Source organism: Bacillus sp. B25(2016b), from assembly GCF_001679765.1.
GTDB lineage: Bacteria > Bacillota > Bacilli > Bacillales > Bacillaceae_G > Bacillus_A > Bacillus_A thuringiensis_K.
Map to the genome: position 1 here is coordinate 1,144,848 of NZ_CP016285.1, position 22,849 is coordinate 1,167,696.

Below are 22,849 nucleotides of genomic sequence, written 5' to 3' on the forward strand. Positions count from 1 at the left end.
CCAGTGTCACCAGTAGGCCCCGTAGGTCCAGTAGCCCCAGTGTCACCAGTAGGCCCCGTAGGTCCAGTAGGTCCAGTAGCCCCAGTGTCACCAGTTGGTCCAGTAGGTCCAGTTGGCCCCGTAGGTACAGTCGGCCCTGTAGGTCCGGTCGGTCCAGTCGGCCCGGTCGGCCCAGTCGGAAGGGTAAACGGTGGTATCGGTGGTAATGTAGGTCCTACAAGATTAGGGTCAAATGCACTAGCTGATAAAGATTCATCGGGATTTAATCCATTTGAATAATTATTATTTGACATAAATTCACCTCCATAAAGCGTTCATTATATAGTAGATGCAAAACCGAAAGAAAATGACACGGACATTTGAATTATTGAAAAGAAATCTTAAACTACTTGAACAATTTAAAAAAATGGAAAGTTTAGTATAGGTATAACATATGATTGATTTGGAAGAGGGTGATTATGTTGAACAAGCAAGGAATTACAATTAGTTTATGTATGATTGTTCGAGATGAAGAGGAGACAATAGCCCGTTGTTTAGACACAGTTGAAAAAATTGTGGATGAAATTATAGTAGTTGATACAGGTTCCGTCGATCGAACGAAAGAAATCGTAGAGAAATACACTTCTAACATATATGATTTCCAGTGGATTGATGATTTTGCAGCAGCAAGAAATTTTTCTTTTTCAAAAGCGACGCAAGAGTATATATTGTGGCTAGATGCAGATGACGTATTATTAGAAGATGCTCAAGAAGCGTTGAAACTTTTAAAAAGAGAATTAGATCCTAAAATTGATGCCGTTTCGATGTCTTATCACCTTGCAATGGATTCTAACGGGAAACCTTTATATTGTACAAAAAGAAATCGACTTGTAAAACGTGAAAAACAATTTCAATGGTTTGGAAAGGTTCACGAGTATTTAGCTATTTCTGGTGAGGTTTTTAGTAGTAATGTTGCTATTACGCATAAAAAAGAAAAAAAAGTAACAGATCGTAATTTGAGAATTTTTCAAAACACTGTAGCTGCAGGGGAAGAATTGAGTCCGAGGGATTTATTTTATTACGCAAATGAATCTATGGATAACCAAAAATATGATGATGCAGTTCTTCTTTATGAAACATTTCTTAATCAGGACGAAGGATGGTATGAAGAAAAAATTTATGCATGTGGTAAGTTAGGAGATTGCTATGCGAAGCTCGGAATGTGGGAGAAGGCAATTGAATCTTGTGTGAAGTCGTTTCGGTATGACGTCCCTAGAGGAGAGAATTGTACAAGAATAGGATATATATATATGGAACAAGAAAAATATAATGAAGCGATATTTTGGTTTAAACTTGCAACGGAAGTACCAATGGCAACGGAAAGTCCTTTCCATAGTCCAGCTAGCTACACATGGCTACCCTATTTACAAATGTGTATTTGTTATAGCAGGTTAGGAGAGCAGGATAAAGCATATTATTACAATGAATTAGCAGCTTCTTATGTTCCGAATAATGCTGCAATTGAATATAACCGTAAATATTTTCGGGGAGTTTTTGATAAACCATATAAAGCGTAATAGGTTTCGTTTTTTTAGAAATGATTTATCGTTATTCTAACTCTAATAGATTGGTTATATATTAGAGTATCAGTAACGTAACCAATATAGATAAAAATTTTTATACTGCTATTTGCGGGCTAATAATCAGTGGGGGATGAACAAAAACTACACTTTATAGAATTCATATGAGATTTATATTTCTAATTCAATTTGCATAAGGAGTGTGTGAAATGAATCGCGAAAAAAGTTCTTTATATGAAGAAAAATCCGAGCATTATTATAATGCAGCGAATCCGAATTTATTAAAGCATATAAAAAAGGAATGGAAAGAAGTTCTTGATATTGGTTGCTCGAGCGGTGCATTGGGAGCAGCTATTAAAGAAAACGGTACACGTGTATCAGGAATTGAGGCATTTCCAGAGGCTGCAGAAAAAGCGAAAGAAATACTAGATCATGTTATTTTAGGGGATATAGAAAAAATAGATCTTCCTTATGAGGAGGGGCAATTTGATTGCATCCTATTTGGAGATGTATTAGAGCATTTATTTGATCCGTGGGCTGTGATTGAAAAGGTTAAGCCATATATAAAGCAAAATGGTGTGATTTTAGCAAGTATACCAAACGTTGCTCATATTTCAGTATTAGCGCCCTTACTTGCCGGAAATTGGACGTATACAGAATATGGTTTATTAGATAAAACACATATTCGTTTCTTTACATTTAATGAAATGCTAAGAATGTTTTTAAAAGCAGGATATGTTATTAGTAAAGTAGATCGTGTATATGTTGATCATAAAATGTATGAGCCGCTTATTGAGGAGTTGTATGGAATTTGTAAAAAATATCGTCTTGGAAGTGGCTTCATGGCTGAGACAGTTGTATTTCAGTATATTATTGAAGCTGAAAAATCACAATTATGAGTGCTGCAGACAAAACAATATTATTTGTTACATGTATAAATGATCGGAAATTGTATGCAAACTGCGTGCGACATATATTGCAATTGTTAGTACCTCCAGGGTATATTGTTCAATTTATGCCGATTCGAAATGCGAAAAGTATGACGAGTGGATACAATCAAGCTATTTCGCATCCAGCGAAGTATAAAGTGTATTTACATCAAGATGTTTTTATTATAAATAGAGCTTTTTTATATGGATTACTTCAATTATTTGAGGAACATGAACACCTTGGTATGATTGGGATGGTTGGAGCGCAATATGTTCCTCCAACTGGTGTATGGAACGAAGGGCGTGGAATTGTAGGAAAGGTCATTGGTTATATGAATGATTTGTTTTATATGGCAAGTTTAGAACAACCGTATCATGAATCAAAAACATTTATTCCTGTAGAATGTATTGACGGTTTATTAATGGCGACACAATATGATGTTCCGTGGCGAGAAGACTTATTTGACGGATTTGATTTTTATGATGTATCTCAATCATTTGAATTTAAAAAAGCAGGATATACAGTCGGTGTACCTGTACAGCGCGATGCTTGGTGCATCCATTATCATTTTGATGTGAATATGACGAACTATGAAAAGTATCGAAAAATATTTGTAGAACACTATATGGCAGATGTAAATAAGGAAGAATAAAGGGGGGACAAAAATGAAAGATCATACAATATTAGTCGTTGTTTGTGTAAATAATGAGGAGCTTTTTAAACAATGTGAGAGCCAAATAAGAAACATTTTTGTTCCCCCTGGTTACGCTGTACAAATTTTTCCGATACGAGATGCACAAAGTATGGCAAGTGCATATAACCGAGCCCTTTCATATCCAGCGAAATACAAAGTGTATATACATCAAGATACATATCTTATTAATCGAGATATGTTTTATACACTTATATCTCTTTTTGAAGAAAATGAAAAGCTTGGTTTAATAGGGGTCGCTGGGGCTCAGTTTTTACCGAATAACGGGATATGGTGGGAAGGGAAAAATTTAGTAGGGAAAGTGATTGAATATAGAAGACGGAATTATCAATTATTAAATTTGGATCAGGTTTTTTATGGTAATCAACCATTTTTGTCAGTTCAGGCAATTGATGGTTTATTTATGGCAACGCAGTATGATATTCCGTGGCGAGAAGATTTATTTCAAGGGTTTCACTTTTATGATGTGTCACAGTCTTTAGAATTTCAAAGGGCTGGTTATTTAATCGGTATCCCAAATCAAGCAAATTTATGGTGTATTCATTACAACGGGGATGAGTTTGATGCGGATACATATGAGAAGTACCGGAAAGTGTTTGTAGAACATTACAAAGATATATTATCTCCATCATAAAGGAGAGATGCAGAGTGAAAGGAATTATTTTAGCAGGTGGTACTGGGTCGAGATTATATCCAATAACGAAAGTAACGAATAAACATTTACTTCCTGTTGGGCGGTATCCGATGATTTATCATGCGGTATATAAACTAAAACAATGCGATATTACAGATATTATGATTATTACAGGTAAAGAGCATATGGGGGATGTTGTTAGCTTTTTAGGAAGTGGTCATGAATTTGGCGTGTCCTTTACGTATCGTGTGCAAGATAAAGCGGGCGGGATCGCACAGGCGTTAGGGCTTTGTGAAGATTTCGTCGGGAATGATCGTATGGTAGTTATATTAGGAGATAATATTTTCTCAGATGATATTCTTCCGTATGTTGAAGAGTTTGCAAATCAAAAAGAAGGTGCGAAAGTACTATTGCAATCTGTAGAAGATCCCGAAAGATTTGGCGTAGCACATATTCAAAACCGAAAAATAGTTGAAATTGAAGAAAAGCCGAAAGAGCCGAAAAGTTCTTATGCTGTTACGGGAATTTATTTGTATGATTCGAAAGTCTTTTCTTATATAAAAGAATTAAAACCTTCTGCACGGGGAGAACTTGAAATTACAGATATAAATAATTGGTATTTAAAACGAGGGGTACTTACTTATAATGAAATGAGCGGTTGGTGGACTGATGCTGGAACTCATGCTTCTCTTCAAAAGGCGAATACGTTAGCACAGGATATTAACTTTGGGAAACAGTTTAACGGAGAATAGGTGAGAATATGAAAGTTATAGAAACAAATTTTACCGATGCAAAATTGTTAGAACCGAGGTTATTTGGAGATGAGCGTGGCTTTTTTTCAGAGAGCTATAATAAGCAGGTGCTAGAAACATTAGGGATTACGTATTCATTTGTACAGGATAACGTATCTTATTCGGTTAAGGCAGGAACGATACGGGGGCTACACTTTCAAAAAAAACCGAAAGCACAAACGAAACTCATTCAAGTTATGCAAGGAGCAATTTATGATGTTATCGTTGATTTGCGAAAAAAATCACCAACATTTAAACAATGGAAAGGGTATATTTTAAGTGCAGATAACCATCGGCAATTACTAGTGCCAAAAGGATTTGCCCATGGTTTTTGCACGCTTGTCCCGCATACTATCGTTATGTATAAAGTAGATGAATATTATAGTGCAGAGCATGACTCTGGATTACTTTGGGAAGATAAAGATTTAGCAATTCCTTGGCCGGTAACAGATCCCATATTGTCCGATAAGGACCGGATATTGCCATTACTAGAGGAATATGAAGATAGTTTTTAAGTAGGAGAGTTGTTTATGAATATATTAGTAACAGGTGGGGCTGGATTTATTGGAAGTAATTTCGTTCATTACATGCTACAAAGTTATGAAACATATAAAATTATTAATTACGATGCATTAACATATAGCGGGAATTTAAATAATGTAAAATCTCTTCAGGATCACCCGAATTACTCTTTTGTAAAAGGAGAAATTCAAAATGGAGAGCTATTAGAACACATCATAAAAGAGCGAGACGTACAAGTGATTGTAAATTTTGCAGCTGAATCACATGTGGACCGTAGTATTGAAAATCCGATTCCTTTTTATGATACAAATGTAATTGGGACGGTCACTTTATTAGAACTAGTTAAAAAATATTCGCATATAAAACTTGTGCAAGTGTCAACAGATGAAGTGTATGGTTCTTTAGGAAAAACAGGGAAGTTCATAGAGACAACGCCGTTAGCTCCAAATAGTCCATATTCTTCAAGTAAGGCGAGCGCGGACATGATAGCTCTATCTTACTATAAAACATATCAATTACCAGTTATAGTAACGCGTTGTTCTAACAATTATGGGCCGTACCAGTACCCCGAAAAATTAATTCCATTAATGGTTACGAATGCACTGGAAGGAAAAAAATTACCGTTATATGGTGATGGTTTAAATGTAAGAGATTGGTTACATGTAACGGATCATTGCAGTGCGATTGACGTTGTTCTGCATAAGGGACGTGTAGGAGAAGTATATAATATAGGTGGAAATAATGAAAAAACAAATGTAGAAGTTGTGGAACAAATTATTACTCTTTTAGGAAAAACAAAAAAAGATATTGAATATGTTACAGATCGTTTAGGGCACGATCGTCGTTATGCGATTGATGCAGAGAAAATGAAGAATGAATTTGATTGGGAACCGAAATATACATTTCAACAAGGATTACAAGAGACGGTGAAATGGTATGAAAAGAATAAGGAATGGTGGAAACCACTAAAAGATTAGTAAGGGGCATGTTAAATGAAAGAGAGGGTTATCATAACAGGAGCAAACGGCCAATTAGGAAAGCAACTATTTGAAGAGTTAAACTCTGAAGAATATGATATATATGCATTTGATAAAAAGTTACTAGATGTCACAAATATATCCCGAATACAACAAGTGGTACAAGAAATAAAACCACATATAATTATTCATTGTGCTGCCTATACGAAAGTAGATCATGCAGAGAAAGAACAGGATCTTGCATATAGAATAAATGCAATTGGAGCTCGAAATGTAGCGGTCGCTTCACAATTAGTAGGGGCGAAGCTAGTTTATATTAGTACTGATTATGTATTTCAAGGCGCCAGACCAGAGGGGTACGATGAATTTCATAGTCCTGCTCCGGTAAATATATATGGAGCCTCTAAGTATGCGGGGGAGCAGTTCGTCAAAGAGTTACATAATAAATATTTTATCGTTCGCACATCGTGGCTATATGGTAAATATGGAAATAATTTCGTAAAAACGATGATACGATTAGGAAAAGAAAGAGATGAAATATCTGTTGTAGCGGATCAAGTTGGCTCTCCTACGTATGTGGCGGATTTAAATATGGTTATTAATAAGCTCATTCATACTTCTTTATACGGTACATACCACGTATCAAACAGAGGTTCATGCTCTTGGTTTGAATTTGCACAAAAAATATTTTCGTACGCCAATATGAAAGTGAATGTATTACCTGTTTCAACGGAAGAATTCGGAGCTGCGGCTGCAAGGCCCAAATATTCTATCTTTCAACATAACATGCTACGATTAAATGGTTTTTTACAAATGCCGTCTTGGGAAGAAGGATTAGAGCGCTTTTTTATAGAAACCAAAAGTCATTAACAAATTTCTGTTAATGACTTTTTTGTTTGCCTTTAAGCGGTTTTATGTTACTATAATTATAGTATCAGGTACTAATAACAAGTATAAGTATTTCTGGGAGGATATATCATGGAACTATTACAAGGGAAAACATTTGTTGTTATGGGCGTTGCGAACCAAAGAAGTATTGCATGGGGAATTGCTCGCTCTTTGCATAATGCAGGTGCAAAATTAATCTTCACATATGCAGGAGAACGTTTAGAAAGAAACGTTCGTGAATTAGCGGACACATTAGAAGGGCAAGAATCACTTGTATTACCTTGTGATGTAACGAATGATGAGGAACTTACAGCTTGTTTTGAAACAATTAAACAAGAAGTAGGTACTATTCACGGTGTAGCACATTGTATTGCTTTTGCAAATCGCGATGACTTAAAAGGTGAATTTGTAGATACTTCTCGCGATGGATTTTTACTTGCACAAAATATTAGTGCATTCTCTTTAACAGCTGTAGCAAGAGAAGCGAAGAAAGTAATGACAGAAGGCGGAAATATTTTAACGTTAACATATCTTGGCGGCGAGCGCGTTGTGAAAAATTATAACGTTATGGGTGTTGCGAAAGCTTCATTAGAAGCGAGCGTGAAATATTTAGCGAACGATTTAGGTCAACATGGTATTCGCGTCAACGCTATTTCTGCAGGACCAATTCGTACGTTATCTGCAAAAGGTGTAGGCGATTTCAACTCAATCTTAAGAGAAATTGAGGAGCGCGCACCACTTCGTCGTACAACAACGCAAGAAGAAGTTGGCGATACAGCAGTATTCCTATTCAGTGATTTAGCACGCGGTGTAACAGGAGAAAACATTCACGTTGATTCAGGGTATCATATCCTAGGATAAATATAATATTAATTTTTAAAGGACAATCTCTAAATGCTGAGATTGTCCTTTTTATTTGTTCTTAGAAAGAACGATTTTTAACGAAAGTTCTTGCCACGTGATGAATATAACTATAATAGTACACGATTTATTCAGCTACGTATGGAAGTGGGAGGGACGAGTGTGAAGAATAAAAATAAAAGTTCAACAGTTGGAAAACCGTTGTTATATATTACGCAAGTAAGTTTAGAACTTGCTGCACCGAAAATAAAAAGGATTATCCTGACAAACTTTGAAAATGAAGATCAAAAAGAAAAAAGTAATAGACAAGAAAATATTGTAAGTAGTGCTGTGGAAGAGGTAATAGAACAAGAACAACAAGAAGAGAAGCAAGTGGAAGGAAAAATAGAAGAAGAGGAAAAAGAAGAACAAGAAGAACAAGAAGAACAAGAAGAGCAAGAGCAGGTAAGAACCGTCCCGTATAATAAATCATTTAAGGATATGAATAATGATGAAAAAATTCATTTTTTATTAAACCGCCCTCATTACATTCCGAAAGTAAGGTGTAGAATAAAAACAGCTACAGTTTCTTATGTTGGATCAATCATATCGTATCGTAATGGCATCGTATCTATTATGCCGCAAAATAGTATGAGAGATATTAGGTTGTCTATAGATGATATCCAATCGATTAGTATGGCCGGCTTTTAAATATGTAAAGGTGGTAGAAAGCTTCTACCACCCCAATAGTTTTTTAGTTCACTTCACATTAGATAGTAACGTCGCGTAAGCACTGAATCGCACAGAAACAGCTTAAATCAACAGTAATGCAAGTAGATGTCGATACTAGTCTTGCATTTGGTACAGCTAAAAACGTACAAATTGGGTCATCAGTAGGTGGTACAGGAGAGCTATCACCTAATACTACACTTAATACACGTAGTACAGCACAGCTATCATCATCTACACTTTCCACACGGAAAATTGGAGATCGGCAGCCAACAAGGCTTGCAGATGGTGCAAATGCTTCAAAAGGTTCTCCAGTTTTTGTGTATAAAATAAAAGGACGTGTATTTGCTACTGATGCAGTATTGTGTGCACCTAAAAATGGAATTTCACAACCAGATCCACACGTTGTTGTAGAACAATCTTGTAATTCATTGATGAATTTTACAACGTCAACTACACAATGAGAAGAGCCATGGTGTTTATTTTCGTTACAACTCATTAATGTCACTCCTTATCTTCTTGTTTGTATTTACATTAATAAGATATTGGAGTCGAGGAGATTTGGTCACAATCTCAAGACCTTTTTTTTTAAATAGGCGAAAGAGGATAAGGGAAGGTGGAATTATGCTGTTTACAAGCTGGCTTTTATTTTTTATTTTCGCGTTAGCAGCCTTTAGGCTCACTCGTTTAATTGTTTATGATAAAATTACAGCCTTTTTGCGAAGACCATTTATTGATGAATTAGAGATTACGGAGCCAGATGGAAGTGTATCAACGTTTACAAAAGTGAAAGGTAAAGGATTAAGAAAGTGGATTGGCGAATTATTAAGCTGTTATTGGTGTACAGGTGTATGGGTTAGTGCTTTTTTATTAGTTTTATATAATTGGATTCCTATTGTTGCGGAGCCGTTACTTGCATTATTGGCTATTGCAGGAGCAGCAGCAATCATTGAAACGATTACAGGATATTTTATGGGAGAATAATATATTTTCATAATAAGAGAAAAAGCGGAGTTTAAAAGAATGAGGGAACGGAAATAAAGAGTTGTTCATATAGTAAATAGACAGAATTGACAGTAGAGGAGATGTTTGCTGTGAGCAATAATCCAAGGCAAAATTCATATGACCTGCAGCAGTGGTATCAAATACAGCAACAGCACCATGCACAACAACAGGCATATCAAGAACAATTGCAACAACAAGGATTTGTGAAGAAAAAGGGATGTAATTGTGGGAAAAAGAAGAACACAATAAAACAATATGAAGAATGAAACACTCATGTTACTGTGAGTGTTTTTTATTATACATATAAAAAGCGGTATTTCTGTATTAGAAATACCGCTTTTTACTAGCTAATTTGTGCAACTGTTAATGCTGCTGCACGGACGTCTACAGTTCCAATTAACTCAACTGGTACAATTTGAATTAAGTCACCAGGATTTAAGTTAATAAGAATAACACCGCTGGATACGTCTACTTCACCAGTACCAATAACGTTAGAACGAACCGCTGTACCTGATCCAGGAATAATGTTAGCTGGCGTATTTAATGATAAGAAGAAACGACCAGCTTCTGGTGCTACAGGTGCGTTATCAAGACTAATCGTTAATGTATAACTGATTTGATAAATACCAGCTCGTAGAATTCGAATGCCATCTCCAACACTTACTGTATCATTTATTACTGGAACAGTAATATTTGGGTTTGGACTTACGCTAGGTAATAGTAGTGGTGTAAATAGTGAAGCGAACTGAGGTGCAGACGCGTTGAAAGCAAAACCGAAGGCAGGTAGTGTACTAGCTGGCTTTGCCTCACAATCAATTTTAGTAAATTCGCAATCAGAAGAGAACATGTTTTTCACTCCTTTATCTGTTTCTACTTTCAGTTAATGAAAAGGACAGGTTCTATGTTCTAGACAAGTTCCCAATTTTAAGAAATTTACATAATAATACTCTTTAAGCATGGATTGGGTGGCAGAATTATCTGCCACCCAATCCATACTTAACTCATTATTTAGTTTTAAATTGTAACATCGCGTAAGCATTGAATAGCACAGAAGCAACTTAAATCAACAGTAATGCAAGTAGAGGTTGATACTAATCTTGCATTTGGTACAGCTAAAAACGTACAAATTGGGTCATCAGTAGGTGGTACGGGTGAGTTATCACCTAATACTACAGTTAATACACGTAATACAGCACAGTCATCATCATCTATACTTTCTACGCGGAAAATTGGAGATCGGCAACTAGTAAGGCTTGAAGATGGTGCAAATGCTTCAAAAGGTGCTCCGGCTTTTGTGTATAAAATAAAAGGACGTGTATTCGCTACTGATGCAGTGTTATGTGCTCCTAAAAATGGAACTTCGCAACCAGATCCACATGTTGTCGTTGCACATTCTTGCAGTTCATGTATAAAGCGAACGACATTAGATACACAGTTGAAATCACAATCATGTTCATGATGGTCTTCGTTACAATTGCAGCTCATTATGTTCACTCCTTCTCGTGAGTTCTGACATACACTATTACAATATGAGTGGGATATGGCTGATATTACGTTAATTCTCACGATAAAAACAGGGAATTTATATAGGAGGGATGTACATAACGTGATATAAAAAAAGACATCCTTATTTAGTGGATGTCTTTTCAGGTAAATCTTTTCGCACAGTATATAAAAAACGAGATATATCTAATTTCTTTCCTCTGAAAAATTGCGGAGAAGAAATGTAAAGTTCTTCTTTTGCACGTGTAATGGCGACATACAGTAATCGGCGTTCTTCTTCTAACGCTTCAGAAGTTTCCGTAATACGATCATTTGCATCTTTTAAAGAAGAAGTATGGGGCAGGATTCCATCACTCGCTCCAAGTAAAAAGACACATGGAAATTCAAGGCCTTTTGCGTTATGGATTGACATAAGTGAAACGGCATCTTTTTGCGGCATTGTTTTTAATGCTTCCATTTCTTTTTGACCTTGAATCGCCTCGTCGATAAATTGTAAATAAGCTGGAATATCGGTGAAACGAGTTGCAGACTCCATTAATTCTTCCAACATTTCTTCTTGTATGTCTTTATGCATCGTAAAGGAAGAACGATCGTTACTTTGTAAGTACTCTAAATATTTTCCTTTACCATGAATAATTTCTTTTAATGCTTTTTTCGGTTCTAATTCTTTAATAAACTTAATAAAATCGATGCGCTCATTTACCTTTTTCACTTGAAAAGGTTTTAAGCTTGGATTTAATAGTAAGAAATGAAGAAGAGAAGGGAAGCGTCCCTCACCATATTTCCATTGTTCACGTTCAATAAATGAAATACAATCATCACGTCCGATATACATCGTCGGCAATATGTTTGAAAGTGATTCTAGCCGAAACGGCTCAATCACGAGTCTTAAATGATCTAATACAGGCTTAATTAAAGAATGTTCATAAAATGATTGGCTCGCCCCGTGTTTAATAAACGGGATTTTATGAATGGTAAGCTGATCAAGTAACGAACGACTTACAGAATGTGTGCGATACAGTAAACAAAAATCTTTATAGTTTCGGTCACCGCTATCTACTTTTTCTTGAATGAGCTGTAAAATTTGATTTGCTTCATCAAGAGTCGTAGCAGGTCGTGCATAAAAAGGTTGTACACCTTCCTCGCGAACGGAGTATAGCTCTTTATCAAAACGTTCTTGATTTAATTTTATAACTTCATTTCCAAGCCCGACGATAAAGGGATTGGATCGATAATTCGTATTTAGTGCAATAATTGTTGTGTTATCAAATTCTTTTGGAAAAGATAAAATAATTTGGTGACTTGCCCCTCGCCAGCCATAAATTGCTTGATCATCATCACCTGCGATGAACAAATTATTTCTTGGCGTGGCTAACAATTTTACAATTTCATATTGTGCATAGGATGTATCTTGAAACTCATCTACTTCAATGTAGTGAAAACGTTGTTGTAATTGAGTTAGTAAAGGAGCATTATTTTCTAACATATAATATGTTTCCAATAAGATGTCATCGAAATCAATATAATTGTATCGTTGTTTTACCTCTTCAAAACGTTCATATACTTCTTTAAATTCTTGTTCCACTGGTGTTTTCGCTTTTACATCTTTCGGACGATTTAATTTGTTTTTTTCAAGTGAAATCATCGCGAGCATCGTTTCAGCATCGTAATCGTCTTTTAAACGCAATTCTTTTAAGATTTTCTTTATCATAATTTGTTTATGTTTTTCATTTGCTAAAATTTGTTGATTATACCCTTGACTACGAAGCAATTTTAAGAAAACAGAGTGGAATGTACCAGCAACTACGTAGCTACTTGCTGCATGATTCATACCTGGTAACTTCGCAACACGACTTCGGATTTCTTCAGCAGCTTTTTGTGTAAATGTAAGTAATAAAATATTTCGTGGATGAACTTGTTTTACATTTACTAAATAACCAACGCGAGTTGTTAAAACAGATGTTTTCCCGCTTCCGGCACCAGCTAGTGTAAGAACAGGACCTTCTGTTGTGCGCACAGCTTCTAATTGTTTTTCGTTTAAAAAAACATTTTGTTGTTCTAGAGCGCGGAAATAAGCCGCATCTACATCTTCTTCCATAATTAAATGGGTAGATGTTTTCGGAATATGATATGTCGCACGCGGAATATCAGCGTGTGTTAACGATTTTTGTGAAAATTTTTCTTGTGTCATATGTTCACCTTCAAAACTATAGCATCAACATTTAACTTTAGCGGAAGAAAAAGAAAATAGCAATGTAAAAAAACAGGAGGGGTCACCTCCTGCTTTCAAATTACAATTCTTTTATCATTACGACGTGCGGGATATTTGCTTCCATAAATACATCAGAACTTGTTACATATCCAAGTTTTTTATAGAAATCTTCAGCATGTGTTTGAGCATGAAGTTTCAATTTCGGTAACGAATTTTCCTTTGCATACGCTTCAAGCGCATCCATAACAATTTTTCCGATACCTTTTTTCCGATGGGAACCTAACACGCAAATGCGTTCCATTTTTCCTATACCATCAAGGGTGCGAAAACGTCCAGCACCAACTGGAACATCATTGTCATATATAACAACGTGTGTGGAAGTTTCTTCAAACTCATCGTACTCTTCTTCAGCAGAGACACGTTGTTCATTTACAAACACTTGTTTACGTACAGAGAATGCATCTCTTAGTTGTTCGTCCGTTTGTACAATCTGTGCGTGCAAATTAGTTGTTCCCCTTTCCAAGACGGAATGTTTCGTGTACAGTCCATGTTCCATTTTCTAATTGATATAGAAGATGGAAACGATCAATTGGCTGTTCGTAATAGAAATCTTTCATACGTAATCGGCCCAAAACATCAGCATGCTCTGCATCTGATAAGCCTTGTCCGATTGTTAAATGAGGTACGAAAGCATATTCGCGTTCTTGCGTGAATAACCCGCTATGCATTTCTTCATTTAAGAAAGTAAGTTCAGGTGTTTTTTCTACTTTAAAGTAAAGGACGTTATTAACAGGTGCGAATGAACCAACTTTCCCAACATGAAGGGTGAAAGGGTTCGTTTTACTTGCGATTGTATGTAATTCGTTTACAATCGACTCTAATTGTTCATCTTGCGCCTCAAAGGGTGTTTTCAATGTAATATGTGGTGGAACTAATGCGTAGTGCGGGTCATAACGTTTACGCAATCCGTTCGCTTTATCTTGAATCATTTTAGATGGAAAAATTACAATGCCTAATTTCATGTTCCAATTCCTCCCTTTGTAAGTCTAGTTAGATTTTGAGATAAATAAATCTCTTTATCTATTATATCAAATTATTCTGAATACTGCTCTCTATTATTTCATTGCTAGAATATGAGAGAAGGCTTTCGGTAAATCAGTTTGCCAATATTTCCAAGTATGATTGCCTTCAAACTCCTCGTAATGCGTGATGAAATTTCTATCTGTAAGAAGCTTATTTAACTCACGGTTCGGCCCTACGAAATCCGATACTTGTCCATCAGTACGCTTTACAGCCGTTTCTTCTGTACCGATGACGTGATACAGTTCTAACGCCTGTGGATCTGTGAATTCTTTTGCTAAGTTCATCACTGTCTCATCCACAAATGGTGATTGCATAACGACTTTACCGAATGTATGCGGATACATAAGTGCAGTCATAAAGGAAACTGTTCCGCCAAGAGAATCACCAATTAAAACACGACCTTTTCCCATTTGGTACGTTGGATAATTTTCATCAATGTATGGTGCAAGTTCATGAGCAAGGAAACGAATATATGCAGCATTTTTCACTTCATTTGGGAAATATTTTTCTTTACGATCATGTACATTTTTATATGGAATACCGACAATAATTGTACGGTCAATTTCTTCGGTTTCACGAAGGCGCTCAATTACACGGTGCGCTTTACCGAGCTGAAAATAATCTCTACCATCTTGTGCAATTACAACTGTATGTTTGTGCAGTGGTGTGTAATTTACAGGTAAATAAACGAGAAGTGTAACGTCTTCTTGAAGTGATGCGCTATAAAATGAAATTTCTTCAATTCTCCCTATTGTTTGACTCATGTAGATCCCCCTAAATAAAAATTTACTGTAACGATTGTAAGAGCGACGCTTGTAGTGAAAAGGAAAGAAATATTCACTAATTGGCGCCTTAATTTCTATTTTACCATAATGGTACGAAGAATCTAAAAAATTAGTATTTAAGTTACGAAAGAAAACGGATATAATGAAGTGGGATTTTTGACAGGTGAGAGGGGAGACAGGATTTGAAACAAGAAAAATCAATCGCACTACCATTGGCTATTTCTATAATTGCCATTTCCTTTGCAGCAGTTTTTGTAAAGATGTCCTCAGCACCATCTTCAATATTAAGTATGTACCGCTTATGGATTATCGTACTTATTATGCTGCCTATCGTATGGAAAAAAAGAGAGGAATTTAATAGGATTCAAATGAAAGATTGGGGCTTTTTAATTGGATCTGGTTTCTTTTTAGCACTTCATTTTCTTTTATGGTTTGAATCTTTAAAGCATACAACAGTTGCTAGTTCAACAATTATTTTGGCACTTCAACCGATCGTATCTTTAGTTGGAGGTTTTTTTCTGTTTAAAGAAAGAACAACATATTCAGCCATTGCAACGATGGGAATCGCTATTTTAGGGGTAATGTGCATTGGTTGGGGAGATTTAGGGTTAAGTAAGCAAGCAATTTATGGAGACATATTATCCTTTCTAAGTGTAATAGCAGTTGTCGGTTATTTATTTATCGGGCAAACGACAGTAAAGAAAGTATCACACTGGATTTATAGTTTTACAGTCTTTGCGTTCGCAGGTTTTTTTATGGGGATTTATAATGTCATATTACAAGTACCTTTTACAGGTTATACGAAATGGGATTGGACCGTTTTTCTTTTACTTGCGGTTGTGCCGACAGTGTCACATGTAATTAATAATTGGCTGTTAAATTATGTAAATGCAACGACAATTTCAATGAGTATTTTAGGAGAACCTGTTGGAGCATCTATACTTGCGTTCTTCTTACTTGGAGAAAAATTAAATGCAATGCAAATTATCGGTAGCATGCTCGTATTGTTTGGTGTATCTGTTTTCTTACTGCAGCAACAAAAACGTACAGCAAAAAACGTCGTAAACGAGCCGGTGTATACACAGGAATTATAGTGTTAGGGGAGAAAAGAGAAGTTGTGATACTTCTCTTTTTGTTTTATAGAAATATGGGCATAGAAGGGGGATGGAAATCGAATTTCCATCAAAAAAAGATACATGGTTATATCCACTTGTTTTCATTGTTTTTGGTGCTTATTTTGCGACAATTTTTGTAGGGAGAGAATATTTTCTTTTGCTTTTTACAATTCCATTAGCAATGTTGTTTAGCTGGAGTTGGTTTTTGGCAAAATATATTGCCGGGGAAGAAATAATTACAATTAGATCGGGTCTCGTTACAAAACGTATATTTATAAGAGATATAAAACAAATTTCAAATACGAAAAATCCAATAGCAGCTCATGCATTATCATTTGACCGACTTGAAATTGTTTACGATACACATAAAACAGAAATTATTTCTCCAAGAAATAAAGAATAATTTATTAACCTTGTAAAAAGTAAAAACTTAAATATTGAAATCAAGTAAAAGAGTGGCTATGAAGCCACTCTTTTACTTTGGATTTGTCATATAAGGTTGTACATGAATGACACATAGGTCACGGAATTTGCCTTCAGCAGTTGTGACAATTACGACTGCTTTACCTGCACTTTTTCCAGTAATCGTCACGGTGTCACCTTTTGGATATATGGTGATGATATCAGAATTCATATTTGACCAAATAAGCTCTTTATTCGTTGCTTGTATTGGCAAAATGGAAGCTGCTAACACAATGTTTTGTCCCGTTTTTATTTTTAATTTATGTTTTTCCATATGAACACCGATGACTGAAATAACAGAAGGAGCAATTGAAATTTTAGGCGGGTTAGGTTGCATGTTTAAACAAGACGCAGAAGTATTTGTGATAGGTGAAAATTTTCGTGTTTGTTGTTGCTGGAAAGCTGCTAACATGTTGGAGTCCCCTTTCTGTATAAGTGCTGATACTCATACTATAAAGGAGTAGTGTTATGTTAAATTTAACGAAACATAAAGAATTTGTTAAATTTGATAAGAAGATTGTCGAACTGTAAAAAATCTCTGCTGTTACGATAACAGCAGAGATTTTTTTATAAATTATGACGATGTTGTTTTTCGAAATCCTCAAATTGCTCTTCAACTTCTTTTGAAGGTTGTGTTAGTAAACTAACAATTACGATGGCTAGTAAACTAATGGCAAAACCTGGAATCATTTCATATAAGAAATCTTTTAAGAATTTGAATTGAGTCCAAATAATGACTGTAGCGGCACCAGAAATCATACCAGCAAGCGCGCCCCATTTCGTCATACGTTTCCAATATAAGCTTAATAAAATAGCAGGTCCGAATGAAGAACCAAAACCAGCCCAAGCGTATCCAACAAGAGCTAAAATCGTATCATTTTGTTTAAACGCTAAAGCGCACCCAACTAATGCAATAACAAGTACAGCCATACGACCGACAAATACAAGTTCTTTATCAGATGCAGAACGTTTGAAGAATGTACGATATAAGTCTTCCGTTACGGCACTAGAAGTAACGAGTAACTGAGATGAGATTGTACTCATAATCGCTGCTAAAATAGCGGCTAATAAAAATCCAGTAATAAGTGGGTGGAATAAAATTTTCCCAAGTTCAAGGAAAATTGTTTCTGGGTTAGATAATGTTAACTCTTGTTGTGAATAGTAAGCAATACCAATAAGACCAGTAAACATAGCTCCAACAACAGAGAAAATCATCCAGCTCATACCAATTCTTCGTGCGCTTTTAAGTTCTTTTACAGAAGAAATTGCCATAAAGCGTACGATAATATGAGGTTGTCCGACATAACCAAGGCCCCATGCGAATAGAGAAATCATTCCTAAAGTAGAGGCACCTTTAAAAATATCTAGACGTGTTGGATCTACAGATCGAATTGTATCAAATGCAGGTCCAAGTCCGTTCGAATTCATAATTGTTACGATAGGAACAAGAATAAGAGCAACTACCATAATGATTCCTTGCACGAAGTCTGTCCAACTTACTGCTAAGAAACCACCAAATAATGTGTAAGCTACAACAACGCCTGCTACAATGAATAATCCAACATGATAGTTCATGCCAAATGAATTTTCAAATAATACAGCGCCTGAAACTAATCCTGAAGCTACATAGAAAGTAAAGAAAATCATAATAACAAGTCCAGATACTAAACGTAGCATATGAGATTTGTCGTGGAAACGGTGTTCCAAAAATTCTGGAATAGTAATAGAGTTATTTGCAATTTCTGAGTAGGTACGTAAGCGAGGAGCAACATAAAGCCAGTTTGCGTATGCGCCTAGTGTTAGGCCGATCGCAATCCAACTACTACTTAATCCAACGCTAAACATTGCACCTGGTAATCCCATTAAAAGCCAACCACTCATATCGGATGCTCCAGCACTTAATGCCGTTACTGCGGGTCCTAGTGTACGCCCGCCAAGCATATAATCTGTTAAGTTGGACGTTCGTTTATAGGCGAAATAGCCAATTACTAACATCCCGAGCATGTAGATAGAGATTGAAGTTAAAGTTAACATCTGCGTACTCATATAGTTCCCCTTCCTTTTGTCATGTCTTTTGATGCGTTATGCATATTTATCCCGCATTAACGGGTAGTAAAACTCCCACCTTAAAATTGGCTGTGCAAGGAAGTTAGGTGGGAGATCAACTGCCCGTAAATGCCCGATTGGTTCAACTAATAATCAGTGGGGATGAACACCCCCCACTGATTAAAGTTTCACTTTATAATCTATCATGATTATTCTGAAAAATCCATATAGAAATACGAATTTTCAGAAATGTAAGCGTTTTTTGGCGTCATTTTACTTTTTTAATATATAATATTCATACAAAAAACCTTATTTTTAATAGAGTATTTATTATATTTACATAAAAAGAGGTTGTTTTGTCAATATAATATTGAAAGGAAAGAAAAATAAAATTTTTAAAAAAGTATTGACTTGTGAAAAAAGTCAGGTCTATAATGAGTGCAACTTAAAAAAATGCAAGCGTTGATGAAGAAGAGTACACATGATGAACATGTCAGAGAGCTGATGGTTGGTGCGAATCAGTATGGAATTGATGTGGAATGGGCTTCGGAGCTTCCAAACCGAAACGAAAGAAGTAGGCTTTGGCGACATGATCTCATCGATACAAGAGACACGTATTGTTTTTGATACGGTAAAGTGCGTTACATTTGTAACGAATTAAGGTGGCACCACGGGAGTACCCGTCCTTTCTATAGGATGAGTACTCCCTTTTTGTGTATAAAAAATTAAATAAATGAAATCGTTTAAGTAAGAAGAGTACGTATATTGGAGACGTTACAGAGAGCCGGGAATAGGTGGGAGCCCGGTACGGTGCCATATACGGAATGGGCTTACGAGAGGTATGCTGAACAATTATATTCAGTAGGCAACCCGGGTTCCGCCGTTACAAGGATAAGGTATAAATTTTGTACCTGAACAAAGCGGGATGCTTTTGCATCCAACACGAGGTGGTACCGCGGTATATTTATCGTCCTCTACATATTTTCGATATGTAGAGGACTTTTTTATTTTTCAGGGCGAGGTGAAGGACATGATGACGAAAGAAGAATTTATAAAACAAAAAAGAGAGAGAAAGACATTTTTAGTAATCACTGAAGAAGAAGGAGATAGCATTACGCCAATTTCTTTATATAGACGTATGAAAGGGAAGAAGAAATTCTTATTAGAAAGTTCACAGCTTCATCAAGATAAAGGGCGTTATTCTTACTTAGGATGTAATCCTTATGGAGAAGTGAAAAGCGTTGGTACGGAAGTGGAACGAACGATTTTCGACCGCGCAGAAAAGTTACAAGGTAACGTACTACAAGTGTTAGAAGAAGTAGTTGCACCATCACAAGTAGACAGTCCATTTCCATTTTGCGGAGGAGCAGTTGGTTATATTGGATATGATGTCATTCGGCAGTATGAAAACATTGGAGCGGATTTACACGACCCATTAAATATTCCGGAAGTACACCTTTTACTATATCGTGAGTTTATCGTTTACGATCATTTACGCCAAAAGTTGTCGTTTGTATATGTATGCAGGGAAGATGATTCAGCAAATTATGAGGAAGTATACGAAAGACTACGAGTATACAAAGAAGAAGTGCTACAAGGAGAAGAAGCTGAAGTAAATGCAATACCATCCACATTATCATTCACTTCTTCTATAACGGAAAAAGAGTTTTGTGAGATGGTAGAAATGGCCAAAGAATATGTAAGAGCGGGAGATATATTCCAAGTCGTACTGTCACAGCGTTTACAAAGTGAATGTATTGGTGATCCATTCGCGTTATATCGAAAACTTCGAATTGCAAATCCATCACCATATATGTTTTATATCGATTTCCAAGATTATGTTGTACTCGGTTCTTCGCCGGAAAGTTTACTATCAGTAAGGGAGGATAAAGTGATGACGAATCCAATTGCTGGTACGAGACCAAGAGGGAAAACGAAGAGGGAAGATGAGGAAATCGCAAAAGAACTGTTAGGCAATGAGAAAGAGCGAGCAGAGCATATGATGCTTGTAGATCTTGGGCGAAACGATATTGGTAGAGTGAGCGAAATTGGCTCGGTTACGATAGATAAATATATGAAAGTAGAAAAATACTCTCACGTTATGCACATTGTATCTGAAGTTTACGGAACATTGCGAAAACAAATGAGCGGATTTGATGCGTTAGCGTATTGCTTACCAGCAGGGACGGTTTCTGGAGCTCCGAAAATTAGAGCGATGGAAATTATAAATGAACTAGAGAATGAAAAAAGAAATGTATACGCTGGTGCAGTTGGATACGTTAGTTTTTCAGGAAATCTTGATATGGCGCTCGCCATCCGAACGATGGTCGTAAAGGATGAAAAAGCATACGTTCAGGCAGGAGCAGGAGTCGTTTACGATTCAGATCCAGTAGCTGAATATGAAGAAACATTAAATAAAGCGAGAGCGCTTTTGGAGGTAATGAAATGATTGTACTTATCGATAATTACGATTCGTTCACATATAACTTGTACCAACTGTTAGGCGAACATGAAGAAGAAATTGTAGTTGTAAGAAATGATGAAATAACGATAGAACATTTAGAAGAGATGAATCCAAGAGGAATTGTACTTTCACCAGGACCAGGAAAACCAGAGGATGCTGGCATTTGTATCGACGTCATCGGTCATTTTTATAAGAACGTTCCTATATTAGGGATTTGTCTTGGTCACCAAGCGATCATAGCTGCATTTGGAGGAGACATTGTTAGAGCAGAACGTATTAGACACGGAAAAACATCGCGTGTGAAACATAACGGAACGTCAATCTTTTCATATGTGATGCAGCCGCTAACAGCAATGCGCTATCATTCCCTTGTTGCAGAGCAAACGAGCTTGCCAGAGTGTTTTGACATATTAGCGACAGCGATGGACGACGGAGAAATAATGGCAGTTCGTCACAATTATTATCCGCTCTTCGGATTACAGTTTCATCCGGAATCAATCGCAACAGAAGAAGGCGGAAAGTTAATACATGCCTTTTTAGGCGAAGTGAAAGAGGAGGAAAGAGTATGAATAACTATCTTCGTAAATTAGTGGAGGGGCAACATTTAACAGAAGAGGAAATGTATAAAGCAGGGCTTCTTTTATTAAATGAAAACATATTGGAAAGTGAAATTGCAGCTTTTTTAGTATTACTGAAAGCGAAAGGTGAAACAGCAGAAGAAATATACGGTCTCGTTCGAGCTCTTCGTGAAAAGGCATTACCATTTTCGAACCATATACAAGGCGCGATGGACAATTGCGGGACAGGTGGTGACGGTGCCCAAACGTTTAATATTAGCACAACATCAGCATTCGTACTGGCAGGAGCAGGTGTAAAGGTTGCAAAACATGGTAATCGCGCTGTTTCTAGTAAAACAGGAAGTGCAGATTTATTAGAAGAACTCGGTGTAAATATTAGTAGTACGCCAAACGAAATTGATTATTTATTAGAGCATGTGGGCATTGCCTTCTTATTTGCACCAGCGATGCATCCAGCATTAAGGCGCATTATGAAAATAAGAAAAGAATTAAATGTTCCGACGATCTTTAATTTAATTGGCCCTTTAACAAATCCAGTGAATTTAGAAACACAATTTGTGGGTATTTATAAACGAGATATGTTATTACCAGTTGCACAAGTATTACAAAAGTTAGGCCGGAAACAAGCGCTTGTCGTAAATGGAAGTGGTTTTTTAGATGAAGCATCATTACAAGGGGAAAATCACGTAGTTCTTTTAAAAGATAATGAAATAGTAGAAACGAGTATTGAACCTGAGAAATACGGTTTCTCAATAGTGAACAATGAAGAGATTAGAGGCGGGGATTCGAAAGAAAATGCAAAGATTACAGTCGGCGTATTGAGCGGAGAAAAGAGTGTTTACCGCGATACCGTTTTATTAAATGCAGGTCTAGCTCTTTTCGCAAATGGAAAAACGGAAACGATTGAAGAAGGAATTAACCTCGCGGCACATAGCATTGACTCTGGAAAAGCATTAGCCAAATTAAACTTATTAATTGCAGCAAGCAACGAAAAATTAGAAAGGGTGAACTAAA

The 22,849-nt window shown here is 36.3% G+C and carries 26 protein-coding genes, 1 pseudogene and 2 other annotated features; of the genes and pseudogenes, 17 read left to right on the forward strand and 10 right to left on the reverse strand.

The window, feature by feature from the left end; all coding sequences use genetic code 11:
* Positions 1 to 293: pseudogene (gene bclA / locus BAQ53_RS26585) on the reverse strand (collagen-like exosporium glycoprotein BclA); the annotation flags it as partial.
* Positions 294 to 458: 165 nt separating this feature from the next.
* Between bclA and BAQ53_RS05885 the strand changes: the two are divergent.
* The 10 genes from BAQ53_RS05885 to BAQ53_RS05930 all read left to right on the forward strand — a co-directional run bounded on the left by BAQ53_RS05885 (position 459) and on the right by BAQ53_RS05930 (position 8,564).
* Positions 459 to 1,556: a glycosyltransferase gene (locus tag BAQ53_RS05885; protein WP_208906599.1), complete on the forward strand. Its 1,098-nt coding sequence runs from the start codon at positions 459 to 461 to the stop codon at positions 1,554 to 1,556.
* 212 nt (positions 1,557 to 1,768) lie between these two features.
* Positions 1,769 to 2,458 carry a class I SAM-dependent methyltransferase gene (locus BAQ53_RS05890; RefSeq protein WP_001078429.1) on the forward strand — a complete coding sequence of 230 codons (690 nt, stop codon included), beginning with the start codon at positions 1,769 to 1,771 and terminating at the stop codon, positions 2,456 to 2,458.
* Entirely contained in the window at positions 2,455 to 3,141 is a 687-nt protein-coding gene (locus BAQ53_RS05895) for a glycosyltransferase family protein (RefSeq protein WP_001271182.1), read from the forward strand. The genes BAQ53_RS05890 and BAQ53_RS05895 overlap by 4 nt, the downstream gene beginning before the upstream one ends.
* 13 nt (positions 3,142 to 3,154) lie before the next feature.
* Entirely contained in the window at positions 3,155 to 3,835 is a 681-nt protein-coding gene (locus BAQ53_RS05900; protein ID WP_000651519.1) for a glycosyltransferase family protein, read from the forward strand.
* 14 nt (positions 3,836 to 3,849) lie between these two features.
* Entirely contained in the window at positions 3,850 to 4,587 is a 738-nt protein-coding gene (locus BAQ53_RS05905; protein WP_000676158.1) for a sugar phosphate nucleotidyltransferase, read from the forward strand.
* An 8-nt stretch (positions 4,588 to 4,595) separates the two neighbouring features.
* Complete coding sequence (gene rfbC, locus BAQ53_RS05910; RefSeq protein ID WP_000864167.1) at positions 4,596 to 5,141, forward strand: dTDP-4-dehydrorhamnose 3,5-epimerase; 546 nt, start codon at positions 4,596 to 4,598, stop codon at positions 5,139 to 5,141.
* Between the two features lie 15 nt (positions 5,142 to 5,156).
* Positions 5,157 to 6,125 (forward strand): dTDP-glucose 4,6-dehydratase, encoded by a 969-nt coding sequence (rfbB, locus tag BAQ53_RS05915; RefSeq protein WP_001024167.1) that lies wholly within the window; start codon positions 5,157 to 5,159, stop codon positions 6,123 to 6,125.
* Positions 6,126 to 6,140: 15 nt separating this feature from the next.
* Entirely contained in the window at positions 6,141 to 6,995 is an 855-nt protein-coding gene (gene rfbD / locus BAQ53_RS05920) for a dTDP-4-dehydrorhamnose reductase (RefSeq protein ID WP_000664658.1), read from the forward strand.
* Positions 6,996 to 7,103: 108 nt separating this feature from the next.
* Complete coding sequence (gene fabI, locus BAQ53_RS05925) at positions 7,104 to 7,874, forward strand: enoyl-ACP reductase FabI (RefSeq protein WP_000421886.1); 771 nt, start codon at positions 7,104 to 7,106, stop codon at positions 7,872 to 7,874.
* 141 nt (positions 7,875 to 8,015) lie between these two features.
* Positions 8,016 to 8,564 carry a spore coat CotO family protein gene (locus tag BAQ53_RS05930; protein ID WP_208906936.1) on the forward strand — a complete coding sequence of 183 codons (549 nt, stop codon included), beginning with the start codon at positions 8,016 to 8,018 and terminating at the stop codon, positions 8,562 to 8,564.
* A 58-nt stretch (positions 8,565 to 8,622) separates the two neighbouring features.
* Here BAQ53_RS05930 and exsY read toward each other — a convergent pair whose 3' ends face one another.
* Positions 8,623 to 9,081, reverse strand: coding sequence for an exosporium assembly protein ExsY (gene exsY / locus BAQ53_RS05935; RefSeq protein WP_001277741.1), 459 nt, complete (start codon positions 9,079 to 9,081; stop codon positions 8,623 to 8,625).
* Positions 9,082 to 9,206: 125 nt separating this feature from the next.
* Between exsY and BAQ53_RS05940 the strand changes: the two genes are divergently transcribed.
* Both BAQ53_RS05940 and BAQ53_RS05945 read left to right on the forward strand, forming a co-directional pair.
* On the forward strand, positions 9,207 to 9,566 hold the full coding sequence (locus BAQ53_RS05940) for a DUF1360 domain-containing protein (protein WP_000899662.1): 360 nt from the start codon (positions 9,207 to 9,209) through the stop codon (positions 9,564 to 9,566).
* 101 nt (positions 9,567 to 9,667) lie between these two features.
* Positions 9,668 to 9,853, forward strand: coding sequence for a hypothetical protein (locus BAQ53_RS05945; protein ID WP_033672524.1), 186 nt, complete (start codon positions 9,668 to 9,670; stop codon positions 9,851 to 9,853).
* Positions 9,854 to 9,930: 77 nt separating this feature from the next.
* Here BAQ53_RS05945 and exsF read toward each other — a convergent pair whose 3' ends face one another.
* The 6 genes from exsF to BAQ53_RS05975 all read right to left on the reverse strand — a co-directional run bounded on the left by exsF (position 9,931) and on the right by BAQ53_RS05975 (position 15,149).
* Entirely contained in the window at positions 9,931 to 10,434 is a 504-nt protein-coding gene (gene exsF / locus BAQ53_RS05950; RefSeq protein ID WP_000492936.1) for an exosporium protein ExsF, read from the reverse strand.
* Between the two features lie 167 nt (positions 10,435 to 10,601).
* Positions 10,602 to 11,072: a spore coat protein CotY gene (gene cotY / locus BAQ53_RS05955; protein WP_001277698.1), complete on the reverse strand. Its 471-nt coding sequence runs from the start codon at positions 11,070 to 11,072 to the stop codon at positions 10,602 to 10,604.
* A gap of 142 nt (positions 11,073 to 11,214) precedes the next feature.
* Positions 11,215 to 13,281, reverse strand: a complete 2,067-nt coding sequence (locus BAQ53_RS05960; protein ID WP_000191198.1) for an ATP-dependent helicase — start codon at positions 13,279 to 13,281, stop codon at positions 11,215 to 11,217.
* Positions 13,282 to 13,381: 100 nt separating this feature from the next.
* A complete protein-coding gene (locus BAQ53_RS05965; RefSeq protein WP_000543305.1) occupies positions 13,382 to 13,804 on the reverse strand; it encodes a GNAT family N-acetyltransferase in 423 nt (140 codons plus the stop codon).
* Position 13,805: 1 nt separating this feature from the next.
* The gene (locus tag BAQ53_RS05970; protein WP_000765863.1) at positions 13,806 to 14,324 is read right to left on the reverse strand and encodes a YjcG family protein; all 519 of its coding nucleotides are present in this window, start codon (positions 14,322 to 14,324) and stop codon (positions 13,806 to 13,808) included.
* Between the two features lie 93 nt (positions 14,325 to 14,417).
* Positions 14,418 to 15,149, reverse strand: a complete 732-nt coding sequence (locus BAQ53_RS05975; RefSeq protein ID WP_208906600.1) for an alpha/beta hydrolase — start codon at positions 15,147 to 15,149, stop codon at positions 14,418 to 14,420.
* Between the two features lie 203 nt (positions 15,150 to 15,352).
* Here BAQ53_RS05975 and BAQ53_RS05980 point away from each other — a divergent pair, with 203 nt between their 5' ends.
* Entirely contained in the window at positions 15,353 to 16,264 is a 912-nt protein-coding gene (locus tag BAQ53_RS05980) for a DMT family transporter (RefSeq protein WP_208906601.1), read from the forward strand.
* A 76-nt stretch (positions 16,265 to 16,340) separates the two neighbouring features.
* Positions 16,341 to 16,688: a PH domain-containing protein gene (locus BAQ53_RS05985; RefSeq protein ID WP_046945139.1), complete on the forward strand. Its 348-nt coding sequence runs from the start codon at positions 16,341 to 16,343 to the stop codon at positions 16,686 to 16,688.
* Between the two features lie 72 nt (positions 16,689 to 16,760).
* Here the strand turns inward: BAQ53_RS05985 and BAQ53_RS05990 are convergent, their stop codons facing one another.
* Together BAQ53_RS05990 and putP are read right to left on the reverse strand one after the other, a co-directional pair.
* Entirely contained in the window at positions 16,761 to 17,159 is a 399-nt protein-coding gene (locus tag BAQ53_RS05990; RefSeq protein WP_000878730.1) for an Ig-like domain-containing protein, read from the reverse strand.
* 155 nt (positions 17,160 to 17,314) lie between these two features.
* A complete protein-coding gene (gene putP, locus BAQ53_RS05995) occupies positions 17,315 to 18,793 on the reverse strand; it encodes a sodium/proline symporter PutP (RefSeq protein WP_000107210.1) in 1,479 nt (492 codons plus the stop codon).
* A 453-nt stretch (positions 18,794 to 19,246) separates the two neighbouring features.
* Positions 19,247 to 19,484 (forward strand) — a binding site (T-box leader).
* 42 nt (positions 19,485 to 19,526) lie between these two features.
* Positions 19,527 to 19,771: a binding site (T-box leader), on the forward strand.
* A 52-nt stretch (positions 19,772 to 19,823) separates the two neighbouring features.
* Between putP and trpE the strand changes: the two genes are divergently transcribed.
* Genes trpE through trpD form a run of 3 tightly spaced genes read left to right on the forward strand, consistent with a single transcriptional unit; the run spans position 19,824 to position 22,848 of the window.
* Positions 19,824 to 21,242, forward strand: coding sequence for an anthranilate synthase component I (trpE, locus tag BAQ53_RS06000; RefSeq protein ID WP_002181772.1), 1,419 nt, complete (start codon positions 19,824 to 19,826; stop codon positions 21,240 to 21,242).
* Entirely contained in the window at positions 21,239 to 21,826 is a 588-nt protein-coding gene (locus BAQ53_RS06005; RefSeq protein ID WP_208906602.1) for an anthranilate synthase component II, read from the forward strand. Before trpE ends, BAQ53_RS06005 begins: the two co-directional genes overlap by 4 nt.
* The gene (gene trpD / locus BAQ53_RS06010) at positions 21,823 to 22,848 is read left to right on the forward strand and encodes an anthranilate phosphoribosyltransferase (RefSeq protein WP_208906603.1); all 1,026 of its coding nucleotides are present in this window, start codon (positions 21,823 to 21,825) and stop codon (positions 22,846 to 22,848) included. The genes BAQ53_RS06005 and trpD overlap by 4 nt, the downstream gene beginning before the upstream one ends.
* The last annotated feature ends 1 nt before the right edge of the window (position 22,849 follow it).